The 23988-nt window shown below is 58.1% G+C and carries 27 protein-coding genes; 11 read left to right on the forward strand and 16 right to left on the reverse strand.

Translation table 11 applies throughout. From position 1 onward, the window contains the following. Nucleotides 1-54 precede the first annotated feature (54 nt). Both AC2FLO_RS01515 and AC2FLO_RS01520 read right to left on the reverse strand, forming a co-directional pair. The gene (locus AC2FLO_RS01515; RefSeq protein WP_480587567.1) at nucleotides 55-1014 is read right to left on the reverse strand and encodes a ligand-gated ion channel; all 960 of its coding nucleotides are present in this window, start codon (nucleotides 1012-1014) and stop codon (nucleotides 55-57) included. A 167-nt stretch (nucleotides 1015-1181) separates the two neighbouring features. Further along, a complete protein-coding gene (locus AC2FLO_RS01520) occupies nucleotides 1182-2669 on the reverse strand; it encodes an ABC transporter substrate-binding protein (protein WP_496753421.1) in 1488 nt (495 codons plus the stop codon). A 168-nt stretch (nucleotides 2670-2837) separates the two neighbouring features. Between AC2FLO_RS01520 and panB the strand changes: the two genes are divergently transcribed. The 3 genes from panB (at nucleotide 2838) to glpK (ending at nucleotide 6072) form a co-directional block, all read left to right on the forward strand. Beyond that, nucleotides 2838-3677: a 3-methyl-2-oxobutanoate hydroxymethyltransferase gene (panB, locus tag AC2FLO_RS01525; RefSeq protein WP_496753422.1), complete on the forward strand. Its 840-nt coding sequence runs from the start codon at nucleotides 2838-2840 to the stop codon at nucleotides 3675-3677. Then, nucleotides 3674-4525, forward strand: a complete 852-nt coding sequence (gene panC, locus AC2FLO_RS01530) for a pantoate--beta-alanine ligase (protein WP_496753423.1) — start codon at nucleotides 3674-3676, stop codon at nucleotides 4523-4525. The genes panB and panC overlap by 4 nt, the downstream gene beginning before the upstream one ends. Before the next feature lie 68 nt (nucleotides 4526-4593). Continuing rightward, nucleotides 4594-6072, forward strand: a complete 1479-nt coding sequence (gene glpK / locus AC2FLO_RS01535; RefSeq protein WP_496753424.1) for a glycerol kinase GlpK — start codon at nucleotides 4594-4596, stop codon at nucleotides 6070-6072. Here glpK and smpB read toward each other — a convergent pair. The 6 genes from smpB to arfB all read right to left on the reverse strand — a co-directional run bounded on the left by smpB (nucleotide 6069) and on the right by arfB (nucleotide 10199). Then, nucleotides 6069-6545, reverse strand: a complete 477-nt coding sequence (gene smpB / locus AC2FLO_RS01540) for an SsrA-binding protein SmpB (RefSeq protein WP_209505165.1) — start codon at nucleotides 6543-6545, stop codon at nucleotides 6069-6071. The genes glpK and smpB overlap by 4 nt on opposite strands. Nucleotides 6546-6603: 58 nt before the next feature. Further along, the gene (gene idi, locus AC2FLO_RS01545; RefSeq protein ID WP_496753425.1) at nucleotides 6604-7146 is read right to left on the reverse strand and encodes an isopentenyl-diphosphate Delta-isomerase; all 543 of its coding nucleotides are present in this window, start codon (nucleotides 7144-7146) and stop codon (nucleotides 6604-6606) included. Nucleotides 7147-7346: 200 nt separating this feature from the next. Beyond that, on the reverse strand, nucleotides 7347-7760 hold the full coding sequence (locus AC2FLO_RS01550; protein ID WP_496753426.1) for a c-type cytochrome: 414 nt from the start codon (nucleotides 7758-7760) through the stop codon (nucleotides 7347-7349). Nucleotides 7761-7873: 113 nt separating this feature from the next. Then, nucleotides 7874-8890 carry a P1 family peptidase gene (locus tag AC2FLO_RS01555; RefSeq protein WP_496753427.1) on the reverse strand — a complete coding sequence of 339 codons (1017 nt, stop codon included), beginning with the start codon at nucleotides 8888-8890 and terminating at the stop codon, nucleotides 7874-7876. Nucleotides 8891-8972: 82 nt separating this feature from the next. Next, entirely contained in the window at nucleotides 8973-9719 is a 747-nt protein-coding gene (locus AC2FLO_RS01560; protein ID WP_496753428.1) for an SDR family oxidoreductase, read from the reverse strand. A 60-nt stretch (nucleotides 9720-9779) separates the two neighbouring features. Continuing rightward, nucleotides 9780-10199 carry an alternative ribosome rescue aminoacyl-tRNA hydrolase ArfB gene (gene arfB, locus AC2FLO_RS01565; RefSeq protein ID WP_209505170.1) on the reverse strand — a complete coding sequence of 140 codons (420 nt, stop codon included), beginning with the start codon at nucleotides 10197-10199 and terminating at the stop codon, nucleotides 9780-9782. Between the two features lie 203 nt (nucleotides 10200-10402). Here arfB and AC2FLO_RS01570 point away from each other — a divergent pair, with 203 nt between their 5' ends. Continuing rightward, the gene (locus AC2FLO_RS01570; RefSeq protein WP_496803950.1) at nucleotides 10403-10720 is read left to right on the forward strand and encodes a YybH family protein; all 318 of its coding nucleotides are present in this window, start codon (nucleotides 10403-10405) and stop codon (nucleotides 10718-10720) included. Between the two features lie 40 nt (nucleotides 10721-10760). Here AC2FLO_RS01570 and AC2FLO_RS01575 read toward each other — a convergent pair whose 3' ends face one another. Both AC2FLO_RS01575 and mgtE read right to left on the reverse strand, forming a co-directional pair. After that, the gene (locus AC2FLO_RS01575) at nucleotides 10761-11213 is read right to left on the reverse strand and encodes a CBS domain-containing protein (RefSeq protein WP_496753430.1); all 453 of its coding nucleotides are present in this window, start codon (nucleotides 11211-11213) and stop codon (nucleotides 10761-10763) included. A 55-nt stretch (nucleotides 11214-11268) separates the two neighbouring features. Then, nucleotides 11269-12633 (reverse strand): magnesium transporter, encoded by a 1365-nt coding sequence (gene mgtE / locus AC2FLO_RS01580; RefSeq protein ID WP_480587541.1) that lies wholly within the window; start codon nucleotides 12631-12633, stop codon nucleotides 11269-11271. A 96-nt stretch (nucleotides 12634-12729) separates the two neighbouring features. On the opposite strand from mgtE, the gene AC2FLO_RS01585 reads away from it, so the two are divergent. From AC2FLO_RS01585 to AC2FLO_RS01600, 4 genes are read left to right on the forward strand one after another with little or no spacing between them, the layout of a single operon-like run. Then, nucleotides 12730-13008 carry a hypothetical protein gene (locus tag AC2FLO_RS01585; RefSeq protein ID WP_480482704.1) on the forward strand — a complete coding sequence of 93 codons (279 nt, stop codon included), beginning with the start codon at nucleotides 12730-12732 and terminating at the stop codon, nucleotides 13006-13008. Nucleotides 13009-13013: 5 nt separating this feature from the next. Continuing rightward, on the forward strand, nucleotides 13014-13514 hold the full coding sequence (locus AC2FLO_RS01590; protein ID WP_480587538.1) for an ATP-dependent zinc protease family protein: 501 nt from the start codon (nucleotides 13014-13016) through the stop codon (nucleotides 13512-13514). Next, entirely contained in the window at nucleotides 13511-14416 is a 906-nt protein-coding gene (rimK, locus tag AC2FLO_RS01595; RefSeq protein ID WP_480487873.1) for a 30S ribosomal protein S6--L-glutamate ligase, read from the forward strand. Before AC2FLO_RS01590 ends, rimK begins: the two co-directional genes overlap by 4 nt. A 5-nt stretch (nucleotides 14417-14421) precedes the next feature. Then, a complete protein-coding gene (locus tag AC2FLO_RS01600) occupies nucleotides 14422-15456 on the forward strand; it encodes a succinylglutamate desuccinylase/aspartoacylase family protein (protein WP_496753431.1) in 1035 nt (344 codons plus the stop codon). A gap of 48 nt (nucleotides 15457-15504) precedes the next feature. Here the strand turns inward: AC2FLO_RS01600 and AC2FLO_RS01605 are convergent, their stop codons facing one another. Then, nucleotides 15505-15870 (reverse strand): SPW repeat protein, encoded by a 366-nt coding sequence (locus tag AC2FLO_RS01605; RefSeq protein WP_496753432.1) that lies wholly within the window; start codon nucleotides 15868-15870, stop codon nucleotides 15505-15507. Nucleotides 15871-15888: 18 nt separating this feature from the next. After that, nucleotides 15889-16137: an EF-hand domain-containing protein gene (locus AC2FLO_RS01610; RefSeq protein WP_496753433.1), complete on the reverse strand. Its 249-nt coding sequence runs from the start codon at nucleotides 16135-16137 to the stop codon at nucleotides 15889-15891. A 256-nt stretch (nucleotides 16138-16393) separates the two neighbouring features. Here AC2FLO_RS01610 and AC2FLO_RS01615 point away from each other — a divergent pair, with 256 nt between their 5' ends. Next, the gene (locus tag AC2FLO_RS01615) at nucleotides 16394-17260 is read left to right on the forward strand and encodes a LysR family transcriptional regulator (RefSeq protein ID WP_496753434.1); all 867 of its coding nucleotides are present in this window, start codon (nucleotides 16394-16396) and stop codon (nucleotides 17258-17260) included. Between the two features lie 338 nt (nucleotides 17261-17598). Here the strand turns inward: AC2FLO_RS01615 and AC2FLO_RS01620 are convergent, their stop codons facing one another. The 4 genes from AC2FLO_RS01620 to AC2FLO_RS01635 all read right to left on the reverse strand — a co-directional run bounded on the left by AC2FLO_RS01620 (nucleotide 17599) and on the right by AC2FLO_RS01635 (nucleotide 21473). Further along, nucleotides 17599-18243: a queuosine precursor transporter gene (locus AC2FLO_RS01620; protein ID WP_480772988.1), complete on the reverse strand. Its 645-nt coding sequence runs from the start codon at nucleotides 18241-18243 to the stop codon at nucleotides 17599-17601. 91 nt (nucleotides 18244-18334) lie between these two features. Continuing rightward, complete coding sequence (locus tag AC2FLO_RS01625; protein ID WP_496753435.1) at nucleotides 18335-19219, reverse strand: esterase-like activity of phytase family protein; 885 nt, start codon at nucleotides 19217-19219, stop codon at nucleotides 18335-18337. Then, on the reverse strand, nucleotides 19192-20055 hold the full coding sequence (gene mepA, locus AC2FLO_RS01630) for a penicillin-insensitive murein endopeptidase (protein WP_496753436.1): 864 nt from the start codon (nucleotides 20053-20055) through the stop codon (nucleotides 19192-19194). The genes AC2FLO_RS01625 and mepA overlap by 28 nt, the downstream gene beginning before the upstream one ends. After that, nucleotides 20052-21473 (reverse strand): MFS transporter, encoded by a 1422-nt coding sequence (locus AC2FLO_RS01635; RefSeq protein ID WP_496753437.1) that lies wholly within the window; start codon nucleotides 21471-21473, stop codon nucleotides 20052-20054. Before AC2FLO_RS01635 ends, mepA begins: the two co-directional genes overlap by 4 nt. A gap of 75 nt (nucleotides 21474-21548) precedes the next feature. Between AC2FLO_RS01635 and AC2FLO_RS01640 the strand changes: the two genes are divergently transcribed. Together AC2FLO_RS01640 and recQ are read left to right on the forward strand one after the other, a co-directional pair. Further along, complete coding sequence (locus AC2FLO_RS01640; protein ID WP_496670392.1) at nucleotides 21549-21839, forward strand: YggT family protein; 291 nt, start codon at nucleotides 21549-21551, stop codon at nucleotides 21837-21839. 86 nt (nucleotides 21840-21925) lie between these two features. Next, nucleotides 21926-23965 carry a DNA helicase RecQ gene (recQ, locus tag AC2FLO_RS01645; RefSeq protein WP_496753438.1) on the forward strand — a complete coding sequence of 680 codons (2040 nt, stop codon included), beginning with the start codon at nucleotides 21926-21928 and terminating at the stop codon, nucleotides 23963-23965. Nucleotides 23966-23988 lie beyond the last annotated feature (23 nt).

A 23988-nucleotide genomic window follows, 5' to 3' on the forward strand; every position in this document is an offset into this window, starting at 1 on the left:
GTAGCCAAAGCTATACACGCGATTTCAGAACCACATGGTTGTGGGGTTCAGCGCCTAAGACGTCATCAGAAAGACAACGACGGCATAGCCGATGATGGCGGCATATCCCAACGGGTAAATCCATTTGATCGCGTAATTGTCGAGCTTTCTGGCCGTCTCTTCCCGACCGGAAACTTTCAGTTTACGCAACATCACGCTGAAGACGATAATCGTTCCTGTCATCAGGAACATGCATTGCAGAATGAAATCCAGAAACGTCAGATAGCCAAGCTTGGGCAAGTCAGCGGAAATGGCCCAGTTGAAGGCCACAAAGACCAACAGGTTGCCGCCTGCGATCTCGATCCGTTTTCGGTATTCATCCAGAAAGAAAAGCGCCCATCCTACCGTGATCAGCACTAGCATCGGCAGGAATATGCGGATGGTGTAATATGTCAGGTGCCGGGTGCCTTCGAAGACAAGTTCGACCCGGTCGCTTTCGTTTCCTGACAAACCGGTCGTCGTTGACGTCAGAGCCCTAGCATTGCCAAGTATCCATTCCTCTTCGCCCAGCATGTCACCCAGGCCGGAGTATTCATCAAGCGCGTGATAGTGAACGAATTGCGAAGGAAACACCGATACGACCTCAAAGTGAAATTCCTGCGTATCGAACGGGTATTTGCGAAAGTTGAAATGCGGAGCCTGCAAGGTCAGCGAGGATTTTTCGACAAAAGTCACGTGACCGTCATGACGCACGGCAACTGCGGATTCATGAATCCATCGATTGGACTGTTGGTTGTGGATAACAAAAGCCGGGGTTACCACATCCAGCTCCGCGGCGTATTGCACGAAAGCGGGCGGTTCAAAAACCCGAAAATCACGACCAAGGCTTGCTGCATCAAACGCCAGTTCCGGGTCTGTCCATTCGAACCGCAGTACAACCACGGCACCATAGTTTTCGGATTGCTGATCGACGCCGGTAATCTGGTCGATCTTGATACCAACCCCGACCTGCAGTGGGTTGTCCGGGGTTCCCACCAGCGTATCCTGCTGCCCTTGGAACAAACCCTGCGCAAAAACAGCGCCTGGAAGGACAGACGCGAAAAGCAAAAGAACGAAACCTGCAAACAAGCTTTTCATGATCGTTAGAAACGCATTTCGCGATGGTGAGACTGGGCCTGAAAAGCAGGCCCAGTCAACTGATGTCATTCAGACCAGGAAATGGCGGTCAGGTCGATTGCCGCAGTTGGTGCGTTCTCCCACAGGCCCTGAACACCGGCCTTGGCGACGCCCAGCTTGGCCAGCTGGAACAGGTACCCGTTGACATAATCGTTCGAGATGAGGCGCTGCGCCTCACCCAGAAGACGGGTCCGTTCCTCGGGGTCGGTGGTGGTGTTCAGCGTCTCCATCAGCGTCTGAAAGTCGATGCTGTCATACTGGAAGTAATAGTCGGGCCGCGCATAGATGCCGATATCCATCGGTTCGGTATGGCTGACGATGGTCAGACCAAATTCCTTGCCCTTGAACACCGATTCCAGCCACTGGGCCCATTCGACGTTGATGATCTCGGCCGTGATGCCGACCTCGGCCAGCTGTGCGGCGATAATTTCACCGCCCCGGCGCGCATAAGATGGCGGTGGCAAGTGCAGAGTTGTCTCGAACCCGTTTTCAAACCCGGCCTCTGCCAGCAAGGCCTTGGCCTTTTCGGGATCATACGCGGACTGGCCCGTCAGATCGACATAAGCGGGGTTGTGTGGCGCAAAATGCGTACCGATTGGGGTGCCGTATCCGAACATGGCGCCGTCGATGATGGCCTGTCGGTCAATCGCATGGGCCAACGCCTGCCGGACACGAATGTCATCGAATGGCGGCTGTTTGTTGTTGGTGGACAGGATCGTTTCACCCTCGGTCGATCCAACCAGAACCTGAAAGCGCGGGTCAGCCTCGAACTGAGGCAGGTTCTCCGGTGCCGGGAAGTTGTCGAACACGTCCACATCTTCGGCCATCATGGCCGCAAATGCGGCGGTCGGGTCCGAGATGAATTTGAACGTCGCAGTCTCTAACGCCGCTTGGTCGCCCCAATAATTGGGGTTGCGGTTCAGTGTTATGCTGTCGCCCTGAACCCAGTCGCCAAAGGTAAAAGCGCCGGTGCCAACCGGGTTTGTCTTGATGTTCTCGATGCTTTCAGGCGCGACGATCACCGCGTCACCCCAGGCAAGGTTGAACAGGAAGTTGCCGTTCGGATCGGCCAGGGTGATCCTGACCGTCAGTGGATCCACGGCCTCGACGCTTTCGATCCCTGCAAACAGAGCTTTCTGCGCGTTGGCGCTGTCCTCGGCCGTGGCCCGGTCAAGGCTGAATTTGACATCCTCGGCATCCATGGTCGTGCCGTCATGGAAGGTCACGCCGTCGCGCAGTTTGAAGGTATAAGTTTTGCCGTCTTCGGAAATCTCCCAGCTTTCCGCAAGGCCGGGCACGACCGAGCCGTCGCCCATGAAACGGGTCAGACCTTCGAAGATGTTGGTGTAGACAACCGAATCGATGGCCTGAGCTGCTGCGCTGGTCGGATCCAGATGCGGGGGTTCCAGCTGCATGGCGATGGTGATGTCGGATTTGGCCAAAACCTGCGTCGCCAACAGGCTGGCGCCGATCGCCACGGTCGACGCGAATGTTCGAAGCACGTGTTTTGTCATGTGAACTCTCCCAACTGAAAATCTGCGCCCATGTTTTTCGGGCCGTTTTATCGGCAGTGTTCCTTTAAACCTGAGGTCAATCAAGGGAATGTTCGCGCAACCGGGATTTCTTTGGCCCCGGCCGATCTGCTATGCCGCACTGCAACATAAGCCCTGCAGGAGCCAACCATGAGCGCCACCGCCCGCAAAAAGGCCCCGAACGCCGAAGATATTCGCGCCCGAAAAGGCGGCGTGCCTCTGGTCTCACTGACCGCATACACAACGCCTATGGCGCGCCTGATGGACACGCATTGTGACTTTGTTCTTGTGGGGGACAGCGTCGGGATGGTTTTGCACGGGCTGGAATCCACCCTTGGTGTCACGATGGAGATGATGATCCTGCACGGTCAGGCCGTCGCACGCGGGTTGAGCACGGCGATGATGGTCATCGACATGCCGTTTGGCAGCTATGAGGAAAACCCGGCACAAGCGTTTCGCAACGCGGCGCGGCTGATGGCGGAAACCGGTGCGGGGGCAGTCAAGCTGGAAGGCGGTGTCGAGATGGCTGAAACCATCCGCTTTCTGGTCAAGCGCGGCATCCCGGTGATGGCGCATATCGGTCTGACCCCGCAATCGATCAACACGCTGGGCGGCTACAAGGTGCAGGGGCGCGACGAACAGGCCGAAACCGTCATGGCAGATGCCCGCGCCGTGGCCGAGGCCGGTGCGTTTTCCGTGGTGCTTGAGAAAGTGCCGCAAGGTCTGGCCGACAGGATCACCGAACAGGTTGCCATCCCCACCATCGGAATCGGAGCGTCCGCCGGTTGTGACGGGCAGATTCTGGTCGTCGATGACATGGTTGGCTTTTTCACCGCCTTCAAACCCAAATTCGTCAAACGCTATGCCGAGCTTGGCCCGTTGGCCGAAGCCGCCATCGCAGATTACGCGGCCGAAGTGCGTGCGCGAACATTTCCGGCAGACGAACATGTGTTTGCTGATCAGGCTCCGGCCAAAGGACCAAAGACGTGACCGCGCCGATCCTGCGCTCGCTGGCGGAACTGCGGACCAAGACGACAGAATGGCACCGCGCAGGTGACGTTATCGGCGTTGTTCCGACCATGGGCGCATTGCACGAAGGGCATTTGTCGCTGGCGCAGGCCGCCGAGGAGAACTGTGACCGGGTGATCGTGACGATCTTTGTGAACCCCAAGCAGTTCAACAACCCCGAAGACCTGGCGAACTATCCCCGCACGGAACAAGAAGACGCGCAAAAGCTGGCCCCCTATGGCGTGGATGCGATCTATGTGCCGGACCCTCAGAAAATCTATCCCGACGGCTTTTCCACCACGGTATCCGTGACCGGTTTGACCGACATGATGGAAGGCCCGTTTCGCCCCGGCCATTTCGAAGGCGTGGCAACTGTAGTGGCCAAACTGTTCCTGCAAACGCAGGCGGATCGAGCCTATTTCGGGGAAAAAGACTATCAGCAGCTGCTGGTGGTGCGCCGCATGGCCCGCGATCTGGACATTCCCATCGAGGTTGTCGGCTGCCCAACCGTGCGCGAGCCTTCGGGGCTGGCAATGTCGTCGCGCAATCTGCTTTTGTCGCCCGGGGGCGTAAAGGTCGCGTCCCGCATGAACGAGATCATGCGGCGAGTGGCGGAAAAACTTGCCGCGGGCAAGGATTTCGCGGCGCTGGCGCAAGACGCAAAAACCACATTGCTTGACGCCGGTTTTACCGAAGTGGAATATATCGATCTGCGCTGCGCCGAGACGCTGGAAAGCCTGCCCAATGCCAGCAAACCCGCGCGCTTGTTCGTTACGGCCTGGGCCGATGGCGTCCGCCTGATCGACAATATTCCCGTCGATCCGGACTGATTTCTGCTCTGGCCCCGGCGCTGTTGTTTGCGCTAAAGTCGCGCAAAATGACACCGGGGAGAGCGGACATGACCTTTATTCTGGCAATTGATCAGGGCACCACGTCCTCGCGCGCGATCCTGTTCGATGGGCAGATGAACCGTGTTGGCACCGCTCAGCAGGAGTTCCCCCAGCATTTCCCGCAAGAAGGTTGGGTTGAACACGACCCCGAGGATATCTGGTCCAGCGTCCTGCATGTGTGCCGCGAGGTGATGGAAAGCGCCGGTGTTTCGGCTGACCAGATCACGGGCATTGGTATCACCAACCAGCGTGAAACGACCGTGGTCTGGGACAAGCAGACCGGCAAGGCCATCCATAACGCGATTGTCTGGCAGGACCGCCGTACCGCCGAAATCTGCGCCCGCTACAAGCAAGCCGGATGTGAAGATGACGTCACCGCCCAGACCGGTCTGCTGCTGGACCCTTATTTCTCGGGCACCAAGGTCAAATGGCTGCTGGACATCGTTTCAGGCGCACGCGCGCGGGCAGAGGCCGGAGAGTTGCTGTTCGGCACCATCGACAGTTTCCTGATCTGGCGTCTGACCGAAGGTCGTGTCCATGCCACTGACGCCACCAACGCCGCCCGCACCCTGCTGTTCGACATTCACAAAGGCGCCTGGAGCGCTGAGATTTGCGAATTGCTGGATGTACCCGTTCAAATGTTGCCGACCGTGCAGGATTGCGCCTCGGATTTCGGCGCAACCACCTTGCTTGGCGGGAACATCCCCATTCTGGGTGTGGCAGGCGATCAGCAGGCAGCCACCATCGGTCAGGCCTGTTTCCAGCCCGGTATGATGAAATCAACCTATGGCACGGGCTGTTTCGCGCTGCTGAACACGGGTGCGCAGCCAGTTGAATCGAAAAACCGCCTGCTGACAACAATCGCTTACCAATTGGACGGTCAGCGCACCTATGCGCTGGAAGGGTCGATCTTTATCGCCGGGGCCGCCGTGCAATGGCTGCGCGACGCGTTGCAGATCATCGATTCGGCCCCGCAAAGCGGCGACCTGGCTGCGCAGGCCGACCCGAACCAGCATGTGATTCTGGTGCCGGCGTTCACGGGCCTCGGAGCGCCTTACTGGAAGCCGGATTGCCGCGGTGCAATGTTCGGGCTGACACGCAATTCCGGCCGGGCCGAGATTGCCCGCGCCACGCTGGAAAGCATCGCCTTTCAGACCCGCGACCTGTGGCACGCCATGCAGGGCGACTGGGGGGCAGAGGCGGATGTCATCCTGCGCGTCGACGGCGGGATGAGTGCATCTGACTGGACCATGCAGGGTCTTTCAGATTGTCTGGGTGCCCCGGTGGATCGCCCGGTTATGCAGGAAACGACCGCCCTTGGCGCCGCATGGCTGGCAGGTATGAAAGCCGGGATTTACCCGGATCAAGCCGGTTTTGCCGAAACATGGGCGCTGGACCGCCGGTTCGAACCAACGCAAGAGCAAGCCGAACGCGACGCGGCCTATGATCGCTGGCAACGGGCGGTTCAGGCGGCGATGGCGTTCTAGCTGTGATCTTTCAACAAGCGCTGCTTTTGCCGTGACCAGTCGCGCTTGGCCTGGGTTTCGCGCTTGTCGTGGGTTTTTTTACCCTTGGCGATGCCGATTTTGATCTTGGCCAGTCCTCTGTGGTTGAAATACAGAACCAGCGGCACCAGCGTCATGCCCTTGCGCTGCGTCGCGTTCCACAGGTTCGACATCTGCTTGCGGGATACAAGCAGTTTCCGGCGGCGACGTTCTTCGTGCTTGAACATCTTGGCCTGCTCATACGGCGCGATATAGCTGTTGACCAGCCACAGTTCTCCGTCATCGACCGTGGCATAGCTTTCGGCGATGTTCGAGCCGCCCGCGCGCAGTGATTTGACCTCGGACCCCTGCAGGATGATGCCACATTCAATGTCCTCTTCGATTGCGTAATCGAAGCGGGCGCGCCGGTTTTCGGCGATTACCTTGTAATTCGGGTCTGTCTTCTGCTTGGCCATGACGCGTTGATTTAGGCGGCTTGGGCCGCCCTTGCAAGGCAGGGATTTTCGGTGTGCCTCAGGATTTAGCTGAAATGATCAGGTCCGGGCCGAAAATCGTGTCCGCATGGTTGTGCAGGTAGATCTTGAGCCACGGTGTAAACCGATCCGGGTGGCGGGCCACTTCGGCCAACAGGTCATGGTAGTCGATCCAGCGGATATCCATGACTTCGTCCGGGTCAGGCGCGATTTTCAGCGATCCGCGCACATGGGCCAGAAAAACGTCGACCACTTCGTTTTCCACCATGCCGTTCCCAACATCGGCGTGGTATTCCAAACGGTGACGGTATTCAGGATAAAGACCTGTGATCCCCAGTTCTTCGTTCAAACGGCGCACGGCGCAGGTTGACGAGCTTTCGTCCCAGTCGGGGTGTGTGCAGCAAGTGTTCGCCCACAGGCCGGGCGTGTGGTACTTGCCCAGCGCCCGACGCTGCAACAAAATCTCGGTGCCCCTAACGACAAACACCGACACGGCCTTGTGCTTGAGGCCCTTTTCGTGAGCTTCAAGTTTGTCTACCGGGGTCAATTCACCATTGACCCAAGCCGGGATCATAATGCCCATCTGTCCTCTCCTGCTGCCAATCCGCCTGACGGGCGCTGATGTTGGGTTTAGCTGTTGCCGGGTCGGCTTGGCGTTGCGGCACACTCTGCGGTTTGCCGTCAGATACCAAAGTGGCGCTGTTCTACACTGGTATCAATCGCACCAAAGGCCGCAGGGGCTGCGGCCTTTGGTCCTTGTGCATGGGTGCACAATGCTAGCGATTATTCGCCTGATACACTGACGATATAGGCGTAGACGTCTTCACCGCCGCTTTTCAACTTGAAGGTCATTTTCGACTTGGCAGCGGTGTCGTCCAGATACGATTTCAGGAAGCCCTTAGGGTCCTGCGTGTATTCCGCAAAGGAGGCCTCATCCCAGACCAAACCCTTCTCACCGGCTGCGACGATGCTGTCGCCATATTTGAAGTCTTCGTAGGTTCCGGCAGTGCGGCTGGCGACGCCATAAAGGTTGGGACCGGTTTTTCCGCCTTTGACGATGACTTCTCCGGCCGGGTCGGCGATCATGTGGCAGGACTTGCATTTGTTGAAAGCTTTCTCACCGGCTTCGGCATCGCCTTCGGCATGGGCGGGCAGCGCCAGCAGGCCAGCGATTGCAATAGCAAGGATACGATTCATAGCTTGTGCTCCGATACAAATTGGCTGCACCGAATGGACCCCCGGCGCATAAAAGTGTCAACGCGCGGATTGCCGCGCGCATCTACAGTGCCACTGCGACACATGGTGTGTCCTTAACTTAAGTCATGTACAGCGGTCCAGCAGGGCAACAGGTCTCCTTCCGCCGGGGTCGCCAGATAAACCGCCCGCGCGATGGCGCGGGACAGGCACAGCGAAGCCGCGTGCCCGATCAGAGCGAGATCGGCCTCGGATGCGATGGGGCGGGCGCCGGTACTGATGCCAAAAACCAGATCACCGTCGCCGGGTGTGTGTGCGGGAAGGATCGCCCGGGCAATTCCGTCGTGGGCGGCAACGGCCAATCTTTGGCATTGTGGTTTGGTCAATGCGGCATCCGTGGCAACGATGGCGATGGTCGTGTTTGTCCGCTCGGGTTGCGCTGGCCTCATGGCCATCGCTTTGCGGCTGGGGCGGATCCGGCTTTGATCCGGCGACATATCGGGGCCCAACCCGCCAAATTCTGCACCTTGTTCAAAGGGCGCAGCCCAAAAATGCCGGTCACCCGGTGTTGTGACACTGCCCAGCGGGTTCACCGCAACGAGGGCCCCGACCGTGACCCCATCAGGCAGAATGGACGAGGCAGAGCCAAGCCCGCCCTTCTGCATTGCGGCCAACGCCCCGGTGCCTGCCCCGACGGACCCCAAATCAAATTCTTTTGAAGCGCCCAGATAAGCAGCCCGCCCCAGCGCACGATAGGGGTTTTCCACCCAATCCTTTGCACCGCCATTGAGCAGATCAAACAGGATCGCACCGGGAATGATCGGAACCTTAGCGGACCCGACGGGAAATCCGCGCCCCTCGACCCGCATCGCATCTGAAACACCCGAGCAGGCGTCCAGTCCAAAGGCCGATCCGCCGGACAGAACCAGCGCGTCCACCTTTGTGACGGTTTTATCAGGCGCAAGCAGATCGGATTCGCGTGTACCCGGTGCCCCGCCCATGATATGAACCGACGCAACAAACGGTTTATCTGCCGTAAGAACCGTGGTCCCGGACTTCAGCGCATCGTCCTGGGCGTTTCCAACCTTCAGGCCGGAGACATCGGTAATCAGGTTTCTTGGTCCAGGGATCATCTTGAACTCGGGATTGGTGCCGGGAAGCGCGCGGGCGCGCGCTGCCTCCGGCGGGGATATTTTTGGCCAGATGAAGAGCGGATCAGATACATCGGCCGCCATCGACCTCGAGCGCGGTGCCGGTGATCATGCTGGCCTCGTCCGAGCACAGGAAACAGGCGGCGTTGGCCATGTCTTCGGGTGTTGAAAACCGTCCCAGTGGGATGGTCGCCAGAAATTTGGCGCGAATCTCGGGCGTGTCCTCGCCCATGAAAGATTTCAACAGCGGTGTTTCGCCCGCCACTGGGCAGATCGCGTTCACGCGAATGCCGGTTGGGGCCAATTCGACCGCCATGGTTTTGGTTGCCGTGATCATCCAACCTTTGGACGCGTTGTACCAGTTCAGATTCGGGCGCGGTGACAGGCCCGCTGTCGAGGCCACGTTCAGAATAGCGCCCGCGCCGCGCGCCTTCATATGGGGAACAAATGCCCGGGCGGTCAGATAGACGGACTTCATGTTCACGTTGAAGACCCGGTCGAAATCATCCTCGGTGACGTTTTCCAGAGGGGTTGGCAAGTGGGTGACACCTGCGTTGTTTACCAGAATATCGAGCGCCCCAAAGGCGGCAAGTGCCGTGTCCGCCATCATTTGAACCGAAGCCCCGTCGCCGACGTTGACCTGATGCCCCAATGCCCCGGCCCCAAGTTGCGCCGCCATCTCAGCGGCTGCGTCACCATTGATATCCGCGATCATGACGCGTGCGCCTTCGGTCAGGAATTTCCTCACAATCCCCGCACCGAACCCGGATGCGCCGCCGGTGACGATTGCGGTTTTTCCCTCCAGCCTCATGACGTTGCCCTTTTGCAGCCTTTGCGGGCCAGACTATCAACGCCCCGGCAAGATGCCAGATCAATCTTCAGACACCTTGCCCCGCAGCGCCTTGACGTCGCCACGCGCCTTTTTCGCGGCAAGTCGACGCTTGACCGAACCATAGGTCGGTTTCGTTGCGATCCGCCGTTTAGGTTTGACCAGCGCGCGGGAGATCAGTTCTGCCAGCCTTGCGCGCGCGATTTCACGGTTGCGGGCCTGCGAGCGTGTTTCCTCACATTGAATGATGATTGCGCCGTCTTTGGTCCAGCGTCGCCCGGCCAGTCGCTTTAACCGGGCTTTGACCGGATCGGGCAAGGACGGCGAGCGCGCAGCTTCGAAGCGCAGCTCGACCGCGGTCGACACCTTGTTGACATTCTGCCCTCCGGGACCGGACGACCGCACAAAGCTTTCGGTCATTTCCCAATCTTGCAGCGCGATATCATCGGTGATGTGCAGCATGGCAGTGTCAGCTTGGTGACTTGGGCGAATGAAAAGGAAGAGTCGCGATCCCGACCCGAGCCGTCGGATACCCGCGACAAGCGGGCGGGCGTAAGCCATTGCGGCACAGCATTTCAGCAAGTCTCCTCATCCTCGGTGCCTAACGCAGTGCATATGTGCGATCAAGCCAGCTTTGGCAGGTCGCGCAATTCAGAATCCTGGCGGTGGCCGGGACGTTTGTTCGCGTCAGCTGCGTTCTTTACCGAAGACGTCATGTTGTTGGCGCCCGGAGAGCCCTGCTGCGCGGGCGCGAAGCGTTCATCGAAGCCTATAAGGAAAGAATGAAGGAAAACATCGGCGGAACACATACAAATGAGTTGATCGATTTCGGTGTCGATGGCGATACCGCCTATCAGGTCGGATCCTTTGCAATTGCTGACGCTGATCCGCCGGAAAAAGGGAAGTTTGTGAACGTCCTGAAACGCCGGAAGGATGGTACATGGAAAGTCAGCATTTCCATCTTCAACAGTGACCTTCCATAGCGGTCCTGAGTGGAGAGCGAGCAGACATGGAACCGAGGTGTCAGGCGATTGACTGGCCCTGAGCAGCACCGCGGGCGATATCCCGCAACACCTTCAGCTCCAGCTCGTCTTCCTCATGCACCCGTGCCAGGATTTCTTTACTGCTCACGACGGCAATTGCTTTCCCATTCTGAGTTACGACAAGATTTCGGATCTTGTGTTTGGCCATCAGATTAAGGCCATTGGACAGCTTCGAACCCAGCGCGCAGGTGACGGGTTTTTCCGTCATCCAGTCACCCACAGTCTGCTTGTAAAAAGCCGAGCCGGAATCCGCCAGGCACAGCAGCACGTCATGATCCGTGATAATCCCGACCAGCTTCCCATCGCTGAGAACTGCCAGCGCATTCACGTCCAGCAACGCAATGGTGACGGCCGCATCGAACACCGTAGCGTCAGTGTCGCAAAATGGCGGCTTTTTCAGGTTCTGCGTTTTGACAATGCTTGAGATCGTCATGTCTTCCTCGTGGTTGAGCGCCCGACCCTTGTGTTGATCAGGGCGCATGAAAACACTAATTCAGGAGCGGCATCATCGCCGTTGCAAGGCTCAGGACCAGAAAAAATCCCGCCATGTCAGTGATCGTTGTCAGCAAAGGGCCACTGGCGACCGCCGGGTCCTGACCGATGCGCTTTAACAGCAAAGGCAGAACGCCACCGATCGATACCGCGATGATCGTGTTCAGGCCCAGCGCGCCGCCAATCACCAAACCCAGAAACGGGTTTCCTTTCCACATCCAGGCAACGAGTCCGATTAGCAGGCCAAGGACACAGCCGTTGATGATGCCGACCGAGACCTCTTTTAACCAGACCCGCATAGCATCAATGGGCCGAACCAGACCAAGCGACAACTCGCGCATGCTGACAGCAACGGCCTGATTGCCGGAACAACCGCTCATATCCGAGACCATCGGCAGGAATACAGCCAGAGCGATCACGGCAGCAAGGGTTTGTTCATAGGCGGCAATCACGCTGGCCGCGATCACGTTGAGCACGATGTTGGCCGACAGCCATTGAAGCCGCCGCCGCGCCCTGAGCGGCAAGGGCATCGATCGCAGTTCGTCCCCAAAGACACCCTGACGTTTCAGGCTTGCCGATTCCGCGCGCGCTAGCAGGGCCTCATCCACGGCAGAGCGGGAAACGACACCCACAAGGTTCCCGCCCGTTTCGACAACCGGCAACCCAAGAAAAGGGTGCTCATCGAAAAGGTCCTCCAGTTCTTCCAGCGGCATGCTGGCCGGAACCGTGATAGGGGGCACCATGATATCGGTGAGTTTGATGCTTCGCCGTGTGGACAGCAGGCTGCGTAAGGACAGCACCCCGACAGGCACGCCATCGGAATTCAAAACGTAGGGGTGCTGGCCACGGTAACGTTCCAGATCGTATTCTTCATGAGCGAAACGCCGCAGAACCTTTCCGACTGTATCGCCATCGGAAAAGGTAAAGGCTTCGGCCACCATCAGACCACCGGCGACATCGTCGTCATATTCAACCAGCCGCCGGACATCCGCCGCATCTTCCGGGTCCATCCGGGCAAGGATCGCTTCTGCATCGGCGTCTTCTAGTTCACCGATCACATCCGCCTGAATGTCGGAATCCAGCTCAAGGATGATCTCGGCGGCCTGTTCGGATACCAAGCGTTCGACAAGATCGACCGCCAGCGCGTTTGGCGCTTCTTCGACCAGTTCGGCCGCACGTTCCGGTGGCAGCAACGAGAGCGCGGCGCTTCGCTGGTCAACGGGCAGGTTGAGCAATTCCCGCAGTGCATCGCTTAACGAAAGCGGATCAAGCAGGTCTGCCAGCGCCGCCCCGTCGCGATTTTCCAACGCCAGCTGAAGCTGCGTCCCTGTTTCCTTTGGTAAGGAGTCCTTATCGCTCATCCGCCGACCTGTGGGGGTATAGATTCTTAACTTACGCCGATATAGCAGAAATTATTTGCCTATAGACAAAAAAAATTTTGATTTGTAAGAAAGTGCATGCAGGAAAATGACTGGATATCCGCCGCAGCCGAACGTCTGGCCGTCTTGTACGATCAGGAGTTTGGCGGCAAGGCCAGCGGACGGTATCGCATTCCGGACAAGTTGGTGCGTCGGATCGCCGGGCGCAGGCGTTTGTATGAAGCAGATATCCGCGCCCTGTCGATCGCACTTTTTGAACTTGGGTATGTGTTAATCGATATGGATAGTTTTTACGTTGTGATGAGCGCGAATTCGTTTGTGAATTACCGGCGCGCCAATGATGACTGCGTGGCTTAGTCGCCATGGCTAAACAAACAGGATACCCCGAAGTCATAGGATGGCGCGAGCGGATCAGCCTGCCCGAGTTCGGGATCGAGCATATTCCAGCAAAGATAGACACAGGCGCCAGAACCGCGGCCCTGCATGCCGTGGACCAGACCGTGTTCGAGGTTGATGGCGAACGATGGGTCGAGTTCATGATCCCGGTCCATAACCGCCGTTCATCGGGTCGGGTGCGCACGCGGGTTGTAGACGAGCGGGAAATCAAGAACACTGGTGGCATTCCGGAACGCCGGTTGATTGTCAGAACGCAACTTCTGCTTGGACGGCATCGCTGGCTGATCGACGTTTCGCTGGCCAATCGCGCGAAGATGGAGTTTGATCTGATCCTTGGCCGTACCGCCATTCGAAGGCGTGGGATCCTTGTCGATCCCGGTCATTCATATCTTTTGGATGCAAGAAAAGACCCGAAAAAGATGAAGAGCAAGACAAGATCCAAGGACGCAGAAGGACGACATCAATGAAGCTTGTCATGCTTGCCCGGAACCCAAACCTGTATTCCCACCAGCGTCTGAAAGAGGCTGCAGAACAACGCGGGCACCAGCTGGATATTGTGAACACGCTGCGCTGTTACATGAATATCGCGTCGCGTCGACCCGAGGTTTATTACGACGGCAAAAAGCTTGGGCGCTATGACGCGGTGATCCCGCGGATTGGCGCTTCGGTCACATTCTATGGGCTGGCCGTTTTGCGGCAGTTCGAGATCATGGGTGTCTTTCCGCTCAACGAGTCGGTTGCGATTGGCAGATCCCGTGACAAGTTGCGATCCATGCAGCTGATGGCGCGTGACGGGATCGGATTGCCGGTCACCACCTTCGCGCATGACCCGAAACAGACCGATGAAGTTCTCAAACTAGCGGGGGACGCTCCGCTGGTGGTCAAGCTGCTGGAGGGCACGCAGGGCATCGGCGTGGTGCTTGCGGATTCAAACCGGTCGGCAAAATCCGTGGTCGAGGCGTTTCGCGGCGCCAAGGTCAACATCATGGTACAGGAGTTCATCAAGGAAGCAGGCGGCACGGATATTCGTGCGCTTGTGGTCGGTGGAAAAGTGATCGCGGCGATGCAACGAAAAGGGGCCGAGGGCGAGTTCAGATCAAATCTGCATCGCGGTGGCAGCGCCAAGCCTATCAAAATCTCACCCGAGGAACGCTCGACAGCCGTGCGTGCGGCCAAGGCCATGGGTCTTAATGTGTGTGGTGTCGATATGCTGCGCGCCAATCACGGTGCGGTGGTGATGGAAGTGAATTCCTCACCCGGGCTTGAAGGGGTTGAAAAGGCCACCGGCATTGATGTCGCCGGCAAAATCATCGAGTTTCTCGAAAAGAATGCAGCCAAAGGCAACACGAAGACACGAGGCCGTGGGTAGAGGCAATGCGCGGTCCCTTTGAAATCGGAGGTTTTCGCGTACCGCCCGGTACACGAACCACTCTGGATTTGCCGGTTAGCGTGCTGTCGGATCATACACCGGTGAGCATGTCAGTACACGTGGTTCACGGCCGCCGCCCAGGACCGGTCCTGTTCGTCAGTGCCGCCGTTCACGGTGATGAGGTGATCGGCGTGGAAATCGCGCGGCGACTGCTTCGGGCGCCACAGCTTGACAAGCTTGCGGGTACCTTGCTGGTTATACCGATCGTGAATGCCTTTGGTTTCATGACACATTCCCGATACCTTCCCGACAGGCGCGACCTGAACCGTTCCTTCCCCGGCAGTGAGGGGGGGTCGCTGGCCGGTCGGCTGGCGCACCTTTTCATGACCGAGATCGTCGAGCGGTCGGACCTGGGGATCGATCTTCATTCTGCCGCGATTCACCGCACCAATCTGCCGCAGATCCGCGTCTCTCCGGCTTCGGATGTCACCCTTAAATACGCGGATTCGTTCGGTGCGCCCGTGGTGATGATCTCAAAGCTGCGCGACGGATCGCTGCGCAAGGCCGCGCAAGAGCGTGGTGTGGATATTCTGCTGTTCGAGGGCGGTGAGGGTCTGCGTTTCGACGAACTGTCTGCACGGGCGGGGGTTGCTGGCATCCTTCGGGTGATGAACGCAAAGGGCATGGTTGCCAAGCGTGGCATCGCCGCTGTGCGCGAAAAGCCTGTCCATGTCCGGTCAAGCTCATGGATGCGCGCGCCCGCCGGTGGCCTGTTGCGGACTTTCAAAGCGACCGGAGAATACGTGGCTTCCGGTGACCTGCTTGGACGCATTTCCGACCCGTTCGGAGAACTCAGGACCGATATCATCTGCGAAACCACGGGTATCATCGTGGGGCGCACTAATCTGCCTGTCGTTCATGAAGGTGACGCGTTGTTTCATATTGCGGAAACGACCGGCTCGGATGTCGAAATGCGGGTCGATACAATTGCCAGCCAGCTTGACGGCGATCCGATGTTCGATGAGGACGAGATCATTTAGACGCCGGAGCCAAAAGAAACGCGGGGCAGTTGCCTGCCCCGCGCCAGCCTACAAGATCGCACGCAATCTGTTTCTCGCCAGCGCCTCCCAAGCGGCGAGCGCGATCAGCGCAGATCCCGTGAGCCAAGCATTTGCCACTGCCACACCATGACCGGTAAAATGCAGCACCTCCGGCGCGGCGATCAGCAATGCCCCGACCGCCAATACCGGAGCCACCCGTGCGAGAAGGTGGCCCCGGCCGCTAGCGCCTGACATGACCAACACACCAATACCGATCGTCATGAAGGCGAGCGACTCACGGTCAGACGAACCGTGAGCTAGGGTTTTCTGGCTGAACAGTACAAATGGGGACAGCACTAACCAGATACCCATCCCGGCAAGCATCCACCTGTAAGGCGGAGAGGGGTTTCTCATGTTCTTGGCAACCCTGGCTTATTCGTCACCTTTGGGTTCAGGAAGCAACTCGGCCTCGACCGCGGCGACCATTTCTTCGTCATTGACGAAACCATCGGCATCCGTGTCAATTTCGGCAAAGCTCTCACTGGTAATATCGGGGTACTTTGTCTGTAGCTCGGTCAGCGAAGCCAGACCATCACCGTCCGTGTCCAGTCCTACCGGCAAGGCAGCGGCCGGAAGGGCAAGGAATGACGCGAGCAGAGCAACAACAGAAACTCGACTCATTTTGTTCTCCATCAGGGAATGGGCGGTTTACCCATTGAGGGGTTGGTGCAGCGCTTGGGTGTCGGAGGCTTATCTACGGCAGACAGATTAAACCTGTTCAGCAGATCGGGTTGTCCACTATACGATGAAAACTGTTGATTGGCGGTCCGATCCGGTGGAGGCACTTTCGCGCTACGCAGCATATATCGCACATCCGCATAGCGTTGAATAACGAATTTATATCACCCATAATATCGAATATTCAAATAGGTGAACGATGGACGTTGAACTCGCCCGAACCTTCCTTGCGGTCGTTGAAACCGGTACTTTTCTTGACGCAGCGGACAAGGTCCATGTTACGCAATCGACCGTCAGCATGCGGATCCGAACGCTCGAACAACAGCTTGGACAGCCCGTGTTTGAACGCAGCAAGTCCGGTGCGACCCTGACCATTGCCGGGCGGCATTTCCTTAAACATGCGCAGGTTCTGGTGCGAACGTGGACCCAGGCCAAGCTGGATGCCGGTCTGCCTGCTTCGATGGCAGCCGCCTTGGAAATCGGCGCAACACCAAGTCTTTGGGACGGCTATCTAATCAACGCCCTGCCCAAGTTGATGGCGGCACTCCCTGACGTCGCCATCCGGGCGACAGCGGCCTCGTCGGAAACACTCACGCGCGAAATCGAGGAAGGCAGCCTGGATCTTGCCATCATGTACCGGCCGCGAAACGCGCCGGGCTTGTCCGCGCTCCAGCTTTTCGAGGACGAGTTTGTCCTTGTCAGCAGCGGCCCGGAAGCCCTGCCCGCTGATCTGGGCAACGCTTATGTCCTGATAGACTGGGGCCCGGAGTTTCGCGCCGATCATATGTTGAACTTTCCGGAACTTGATGCGCCGCGCCTTCAGCTGGGCATTGGCACCCTCGGCCTGCAATATCTTCGGTCGGTTCCCTCGGCCGGATACTTCCCAAGGCGCGTTGTCGAACCGGAGCTTTGCAACGGGTGGCTCAAGTTGATCGAAATGGCACCCAGATTCGCTTATGCCGCCTATGTCGTGTTCGATGAAAGTGAGGAAGAAGGATATCCGGGTCAGGCCGCGCGGCAGCTTTGCCAGACATCAAGTGCACGCGGCCAGACACCGAAGCTTTGACGACACGTATTCACGCCGTTGCCGCGACCAAGCTTTATGCTGCGTCAAACGCAGCCAACCTCCGCGCATGGTAAGTTTTGAACACCCCCAGAAGGTGAAGGGAACAAAAAGGGCCGCCCCAGCGGGACGGCCCTTCGAAAGTTCAGGAGGTCGGGTCGGTTAGATCAATCGACCAGCCGGAGCGAGCGCTCCGCCAAGGGCTGCCCTAACGGGCGATCCCCCCGGTTGTTCCGACACCTCTCTCCAATCTCTTTCTTGACACTGGATCACCTCCTTTTCTATCTGTTGCGGTTGAAAAGAAGCGTGCCACAAGTTGTGCCATTCTCAAAGCGTTTTTTTTACACAGGCTGCACAGTCAGCCGCGCAACGATCACCTTGAACGGGATCAGGGCGATCAGCGCCAGTGAAAGCTTCACCAACCAGTCCGCAAAAGCCAGCGTCACCCAAAGTGGTGCCATCGGGCCGGACAGCATGAACGGAACAGGTTCCCACGCCCAGTTGATTGCGGCGTCAGCATTGGCGCCGAAGAAGGTGACCGAAGCCGAAAAGGCGAGGGTGAAGAAGATCGCGGTATCCAGTGCCGACCCCACCAGCGTCGACACCAGCGGTGCACGCCACCAGCGACCACCGCGCAGGGAATTGAACACGGTGACATCCGTCAGTTGCGCGATCAGGAAGGCGGTTCCCGATGCAACGGCGATGCGCAGCGGTACGGCAGCATAGGTGAACCCGTCACCCTGCAACATGATCTGGCTGCCGATCAGCGAACAGATAACACCGGTGACAAATCCGGCAAACACGACCTTGCGGGCCGGACCAACGCCATAGACGCGGTTCATGATGTCAGTGACCAGAAAGGCCAGCGGATAGGTGAAAGCACCCCATGTCAGCAGCCCGTCAAGGATCAGGAACTGGACCAGAATGTTCGAGGCCACAACAATGGTGGCCATGGCAATAATGCCGGGAATGAAGTTACGTTGCATGTTTTGATGCCCGTTTTGACAAGGTAGCGGCGACTTGGCCAAGGGACCGTCCCAAGGCAAGCCGTGCCTTTAGACCTTTGCCTGCGCCCTGTCAATCGGGCAGCAGGTATTCCACAAGTTCGGTTCGCTGCAACGCCAGAAAGTTGTCATCCGAAATCATCGTGGCGAGCAACCGGCCCTGCCCGTCGCGCCAGACCGACAATCCTTCGAGGTTGTCATGCGCGCCCGTTCCGGTTTCGAACAGGGTTTCCTCGGCGCCTGGTTTCTCGTCTACCACGTCCCATCGCCGCAGTCGTGATCGGAAACCGACCAAGGATACCTTGCGTTCCAAAACGTAAAACCGCCCATCGGGACCGAAATCCGCGGCAACGGGTTTAAAGCCGCCCCGCTGTGGCAGAACAAACGGGGTTGACCATGTGTCGCCATTCCAACGGTAAACCGGAATGTCCCCCTTAGCGGTGCGGTTCTTTTCCGGCAAAGTGTAAAGCCAGCCGCGCCCATTAATGGCCAGAGCTTCAAACGAGCCATTTTCGGCAAGATCCCGAAACGCATTCGGGCGTGGCAATACGCGCGCGCTGGAGCCCGGTACAGGGTAATAGGCGATACGGTGCACCCCTTCGAACGAGATGAAAATCCCGCCATCCGGCGTCACCGCAATCCCTTCGGAATCGCCGACGCCGCCTTTCATGACATGCCCATTGCTGGACAGCACCGGCGATTGACCAAGAACGTGAATATCCGCGATCTGGCCTTCGCTCCGCTCAATCCGCGCAGTCACGATCCGCGCCCGATCGCTAAGCGCAATCATATGGCGCCCGTCGTCCGAGATGTGAAGCGCTGAAAACCCGCCAAACCAATCTGCTGGATTGTGCCAAACGAAACTGTCCAGGTGGGCGGCGGATTTCACATCCAGCGCCACAGCCACCGGGGCAAGAAACAGCGCAGCACTCAGTTGGATTGCAAAACGGCGGAGCATTGTTGCGGCAAGTCGGCCAGAACGTATTCCCGGCGTTTCTTCGGCGGCGGCGCATTCGGATCGGGTGGCGGCGGGTTCAGGATGTTGTGCACCCATTGACGGGCCTCGGCGCAGCCATCGCCCTTGGGAGGTGGGTCTTGATTCACGCAACCCCTTGACCCTCTGGGACAGTTCAGGCGCACGTGGAAATGATAGTGATGCCCCCACCAAGGCCTTATTTTGCGCAGATAGTCGCGGTTGCCCTTTTCATCGTCGCACATCTGAACCTTGGCTCCGGGAAACACAAAAATCCGGGCGACGCGCTTGTCTTTTGCCGCTTCACGCAACAGCGCATGATGCTGCTTGGTCCAGTTGCTGTTGACGTAAGCGCCATTGGAACGACGAAGAGAGATGGACGAGATGTTTTCGCGCGACTTGCGGCTCAGGCGCATGTTTTCGCCCGGCAGCATCCAGATATCGATGTCCAACCCCAGCTGATGGCTGCGATGGCCCGAGGTCATCGGCCCGCCGCGTGGCTGGCTGATATCCCCGATATACAGACCGTTCCATCCCGGTTGACTGGCTGCAAATCTGCTGAGGTCCTGCACGTAGTCAATCGTCTGCGGATGCCCCCAGTTGCGATTGCGCGACAGGCGCATCGCCTGCCATGTAGGCCCCGTTTCAGGCAGTTGAACTGCCCCCGCAGCACATCCGCGCGAATAACTGCCGAATGCGGCCGGTTTTTGCTGTGAACTTTGTTTCTGCGCCCCGAACAACTGCTTTGCCAGCGGTTCTGCCGTCGCAGTTCCAGCAATAGCAAGCGCAGCCAAAATTATCAAAAAACGTTTTAAAATCATCTGCTCTGATCCCCTTCCGGTCTCACCCAGCGCATCAGGAATAGCCCCAGAATAAACAACAGAACGATGGGTGACACCCCCAGACGAGCACTTCCGGTCAACGTGGTGGCGATCCCTATCAGAAGTGGCGCAGCAAAGGCGGTGGCACGACCCGACAGACCATAAAGGCCAAAGCTTTCGACGGGGGTTGCCGGGTCCGTATGCCGGACCATCATCGACCGACTACAGGATTGCAGAATGCCGCCCATGCCTCCGATCAGGATACCGCAACCAAAGAAAACCATATCCGGCAAGCCCGACCCTTCGGACATGGCGATACCGAATATCTGGGACCGGTCCATTGAAACGATGGTGATGCAGACAAGGATCAACACCCAGATCGCAACGATAATCACGGGCTTGGGACCATATTTCTTGTCCAGCTTGCCGCCCGCCCAGGAAAATGCCGCTGCGGCCAGAACGCTGACGATGCCGAAAACACCGATTTTTATCAGGTCCCATTCCAACACCAGTCGGGCATAGACCCCGCCAAAACTGTAAAGCCCGTTCAGCGCATCCCGATAAAACATGGATGAGCCCAGGTAACTGGCCAAACTGGTGCGATGGCGCAGGTTAGACACTGATTTTGCCAACAGCCGCAACGCCTCGGCAACGCTGCCCTTTTTGTTTGTCGTTTCGTCGTCATGCACCCAAAGGAAGTAGGGCACCATGAACAGAATGAACCACCCCGCAGTAAACGGCCCAACAAAGCGCGTACCCTGCTGTTGCGACGCATCCAGCCCAAACAAGGGGTCCATTCCGATCAGCGTTTTGCCGTTGGCCTGCTCCACAAACAGCGCAAGCATGATCGCCAGCGAGATCAGGCCGCCGAAATAGCCAAAAGCAAAGCCCGAGCCGGAGATTTCGCCAACTTCACTGTCATCACCCAGATCGGGCAGTTGGGAATTGATGAAGATCAGGGCGTATTCCGCGCCGATGAAACCCAGACCGAAGGCAGACAGCATCAACCACATGTTCGAGCCATCGGGCATCGTGTACCAAAGCGCACCGGAACCTACTGCGTACATCACGGAAAAGGCGAATATCCAGGGGATGCGCCGACCCGACACATCGGCCATCGCCCCCATCAGCGGTGCACCGAAGGCAATAATCAAACCAACTATGGTCATGCAGTTGGCCCAGACCACCTGCGCCTGTGCGTCTGCAGACCCTGCGTCCAGGCCGGATGCCAGATAATACTCCGCAGCGACGCCCGCGAAATATGGGCCGAACACAAACGTGACCAAAAGAGTGTGATAGGGCTGACTGGCCCAATCGAAGAACCACCAGCCCCAGATACGCCTGCGCTTGGATATTTCTGCCATTTCTGCCTCAGTTATTGTTGTGTTTATAAGAAGGGGCTTTAATTCAATTCGCAAGCTTTGAGTGCCAGACACTTGCTCTTTGCCTTTGTGGCGCTTAGGTCTCGTCAGACGTAACTGGAGTATTCGAATATGATGGCAATCTACGGCCCGTTAATGCTGATCCTGAGCATTGCCTATTGGTTTGTCATTATTCACGTTATCATGAGCTGGCTAATCAATTTCCAAGTGCTGAATCTGAATCAGCAGTTCGTCGCTCAGATTTGGTACGGGCTGAACAGGCTTCTCGAACCCATTTACCGACCAATACGACGGATCATGCCAGATCTTGGGGGAATTGATCTGACACCACTGGTGGTGCTGGTCGTCATCATTTCGCTGCGCGAGTACATCCTGCCGGAATTGTTTCGGGCCTTAATCTGAAACTCTTCCCTCTTGTTCACCGATTCTTAGTATGTGATTGTCCTGTCTTAAGAGCAGATAAACCTTAAAACAGGGCAACCCCGCAGATGTTCGACTCCGCACCCTTGTTGCGAGATGTCTTTGGATTCGACGACTTCCGCCCCGGGCAGGAAGAGATTGTCGACGCCGTGACGGCAGGTGAAAACGTGCTGGCGATCATGCCCACAGGTGGTGGGAAGTCTCTTTGCTTTCAACTCCCTGCACTGCTCCGCGATGGCGTGACGGTCGTTATATCTCCGCTCATTGCCCTGATGCGTGATCAGGTGCGGGGGCTGCAAGAGGCCGGGGTCGAGGCCGGTGCGCTGACATCCGGCAACACGCCTGAGGAAACCGAGGCCGTCTGGGACGCGCTGGAGGACGGGCGGCTAAAGCTGCTCTATATGGCCCCCGAACGTCTGGCGGCCGGATCTGCGCTTGGGACGCTCCGCCGGATCAACGTCAGCCTGATCGCCGTGGACGAAGCCCATTGTGTCAGTCAATGGGGGCATGACTTTCGCCCTGATTACCTGCGGATCGGAGAGTTGCGGCGCGCCCTGAAGGTTCCGCTGGCCGCGTTTACCGCCACGGCGGACGCCGAAACGCAGGATGAGATTGTCGAAAAACTGTTCGATGGCATTGAGCCACGCAAATTTCTGCGCGGATTTGACCGGCCCAACATTCATCTGGCCTTTGCCGCAAAGGACGGGCCGCGCAAGCAGATCCTTGATTTCGCAGATGCGCGCAAAGGCCAGTCCGGTATCGTTTACTGCGGCACCAGAAATAAAACCGAGGTGATTGCTCAGGCCCTGCGCGCCGAGGGGCACTCGGCTTGCCACTATCACGGCGGGATGGACCCCGAAGATCGCCGCATTGTCGAAACCCGTTTCGCGCGCGAGGACGGGTTGATCGTGGTCGCAACAGTGGCTTTTGGCATGGGCATCGACAAACCCGATATCCGTTGGGTCGCCCATGCGGACCTGCCCAAATCGATCGAAGCCTATTATCAGGAAATCGGACGCGCCGGACGCGATGGCGGCCCGGCCGAAACGCTGACCCTGTTTGGCCCCGATGACATTCGCCTGCGGCGGTCACAGATTGACGAGGGTCTAGCGCCGCCCGAGCGGCGCATGGCCGATCACGCGCGCCTGAACGCCTTGCTGGGTCTGGCCGAGGCCTTGGAATGCCGCCGCCAGACATTGTTGGGTTACTTTGGCGAGGCCACAGCACGCTGCGGCAAATGCGATCTGTGCGACAGCCCGCCCGAAGTTTTCGACGGCACAACTCCGGTGCGTATGGCCCTGTCCGCGATCCTTCGGACCGAGGAATGGTTCGGGACAGGCCACTTGATCGACATCCTTCTGGGAAACGAGACCGACAAAATCCGCGCCCGCCGCCATGAGGATTTGTCCACATTTGGCATCGGCAAAGATTGGACGCGCCCGCAATGGCAGGCCGTTTTCCGCCAGATGATGGGCCACGATCTGGTGCGCCCAGACCCTGAACGTCACGGCGCATTGTGCATGACCGAGGCGGCCAAACCAATTTTGAAAGGCGAGGCAAAGATAAACCTGCGCAAGGATACGCTGCGCAATGCGGTACGTCGACCTGCGGTCAAGGCTATGGTGTCCGAAGAAGACGCTCCGCTGCTGTCGGCGCTCAAGGCCAAACGCCGTGCCCTGTCCGAAGCTGCACGTGTTCCGGCCTATGTCATCTTTCCGGACCGCACGCTTATCGAGATGGCGGAAAAGCGCCCTGTAACGCTGGACGATATGGCCCGGATCGGCGGTGTTGGGGCCAAAAAGCTGGAACGCTATGGCGACACGTTCCTTGAAGTGATCGCAGGGGCGGTAAAAAGCGTCCACCCGGCGCGGCGAAAGCTGGCTGGCCGCAATCAGGGTGAGATTTACGACCGCTTGATGGAAGTTCAGTCCTTGCTGTCGCGCGGACCGGACGGGATCAACAAGCCCCTGACCTGCTCGGCCTCACAATTGGCAAAAGTTGCACAACTGCGCCCCGATGATCCCCGTGGAATTGCACAGGTGCTGGGTGATCGACGTCACGAAAGGTTTGGCGCCGCTTTTCTGGACGTACTGCGAGAGGCGGGCTAGATACCCCAAAACAGGCAAGAAAG

Source organism: Ruegeria sp. TASC047 (assembly GCF_059612445.1).

Coding starts and splice junctions, on each gene's coding strand:
- mepA (WP_496753436.1), bottom strand. CDS start 20,055: ATGATTTTAAAACGTTTTTTGATAATTTTGGCTGCGCTTGCTATTGCT.
- mgtE (WP_480587541.1), bottom strand. CDS start 12,633: ATGAGCGATAAGGACTCCTTACCAAAGGAAACAGGGACGCAGCTTCAG.
- AC2FLO_RS01605 (WP_496753432.1), bottom strand. CDS start 15,870: ATGAGAAACCCCTCTCCGCCTTACAGGTGGATGCTTGCCGGGATGGGT.
- recQ (WP_496753438.1), top strand. CDS start 21,926: ATGTTCGACTCCGCACCCTTGTTGCGAGATGTCTTTGGATTCGACGAC.
- AC2FLO_RS01555 (WP_496753427.1), bottom strand. CDS start 8,890: ATGATCCCTGGACCAAGAAACCTGATTACCGATGTCTCCGGCCTGAAG.
- AC2FLO_RS01610 (WP_496753433.1), bottom strand. CDS start 16,137: ATGAGTCGAGTTTCTGTTGTTGCTCTGCTCGCGTCATTCCTTGCCCTT.
- rimK (WP_480487873.1), top strand. CDS start 13,511: ATGAAGCTTGTCATGCTTGCCCGGAACCCAAACCTGTATTCCCACCAG.
- AC2FLO_RS01615 (WP_496753434.1), top strand. CDS start 16,394: ATGGACGTTGAACTCGCCCGAACCTTCCTTGCGGTCGTTGAAACCGGT.
- AC2FLO_RS01560 (WP_496753428.1), bottom strand. CDS start 9,719: ATGAGGCTGGAGGGAAAAACCGCAATCGTCACCGGCGGCGCATCCGGG.
- glpK (WP_496753424.1), top strand. CDS start 4,594: ATGACCTTTATTCTGGCAATTGATCAGGGCACCACGTCCTCGCGCGCG.
- AC2FLO_RS01590 (WP_480587538.1), top strand. CDS start 13,014: ATGGCTAAACAAACAGGATACCCCGAAGTCATAGGATGGCGCGAGCGG.
- panB (WP_496753422.1), top strand. CDS start 2,838: ATGAGCGCCACCGCCCGCAAAAAGGCCCCGAACGCCGAAGATATTCGC.
- idi (WP_496753425.1), bottom strand. CDS start 7,146: ATGGGCATTATGATCCCGGCTTGGGTCAATGGTGAATTGACCCCGGTA.
- AC2FLO_RS01585 (WP_480482704.1), top strand. CDS start 12,730: ATGCAGGAAAATGACTGGATATCCGCCGCAGCCGAACGTCTGGCCGTC.
- AC2FLO_RS01600 (WP_496753431.1), top strand. CDS start 14,422: ATGCGCGGTCCCTTTGAAATCGGAGGTTTTCGCGTACCGCCCGGTACA.
- arfB (WP_209505170.1), bottom strand. CDS start 10,199: ATGCTGCACATCACCGATGATATCGCGCTGCAAGATTGGGAAATGACC.
- AC2FLO_RS01620 (WP_480772988.1), bottom strand. CDS start 18,243: ATGCAACGTAACTTCATTCCCGGCATTATTGCCATGGCCACCATTGTT.
- AC2FLO_RS01520 (WP_496753421.1), bottom strand. CDS start 2,669: ATGACAAAACACGTGCTTCGAACATTCGCGTCGACCGTGGCGATCGGC.
- AC2FLO_RS01575 (WP_496753430.1), bottom strand. CDS start 11,213: ATGACGATCTCAAGCATTGTCAAAACGCAGAACCTGAAAAAGCCGCCA.
- smpB (WP_209505165.1), bottom strand. CDS start 6,545: ATGGCCAAGCAGAAGACAGACCCGAATTACAAGGTAATCGCCGAAAAC.
- AC2FLO_RS01550 (WP_496753426.1), bottom strand. CDS start 7,760: ATGAATCGTATCCTTGCTATTGCAATCGCTGGCCTGCTGGCGCTGCCC.
- AC2FLO_RS01640 (WP_496670392.1), top strand. CDS start 21,549: ATGATGGCAATCTACGGCCCGTTAATGCTGATCCTGAGCATTGCCTAT.
- AC2FLO_RS01625 (WP_496753435.1), bottom strand. CDS start 19,219: ATGCTCCGCCGTTTTGCAATCCAACTGAGTGCTGCGCTGTTTCTTGCC.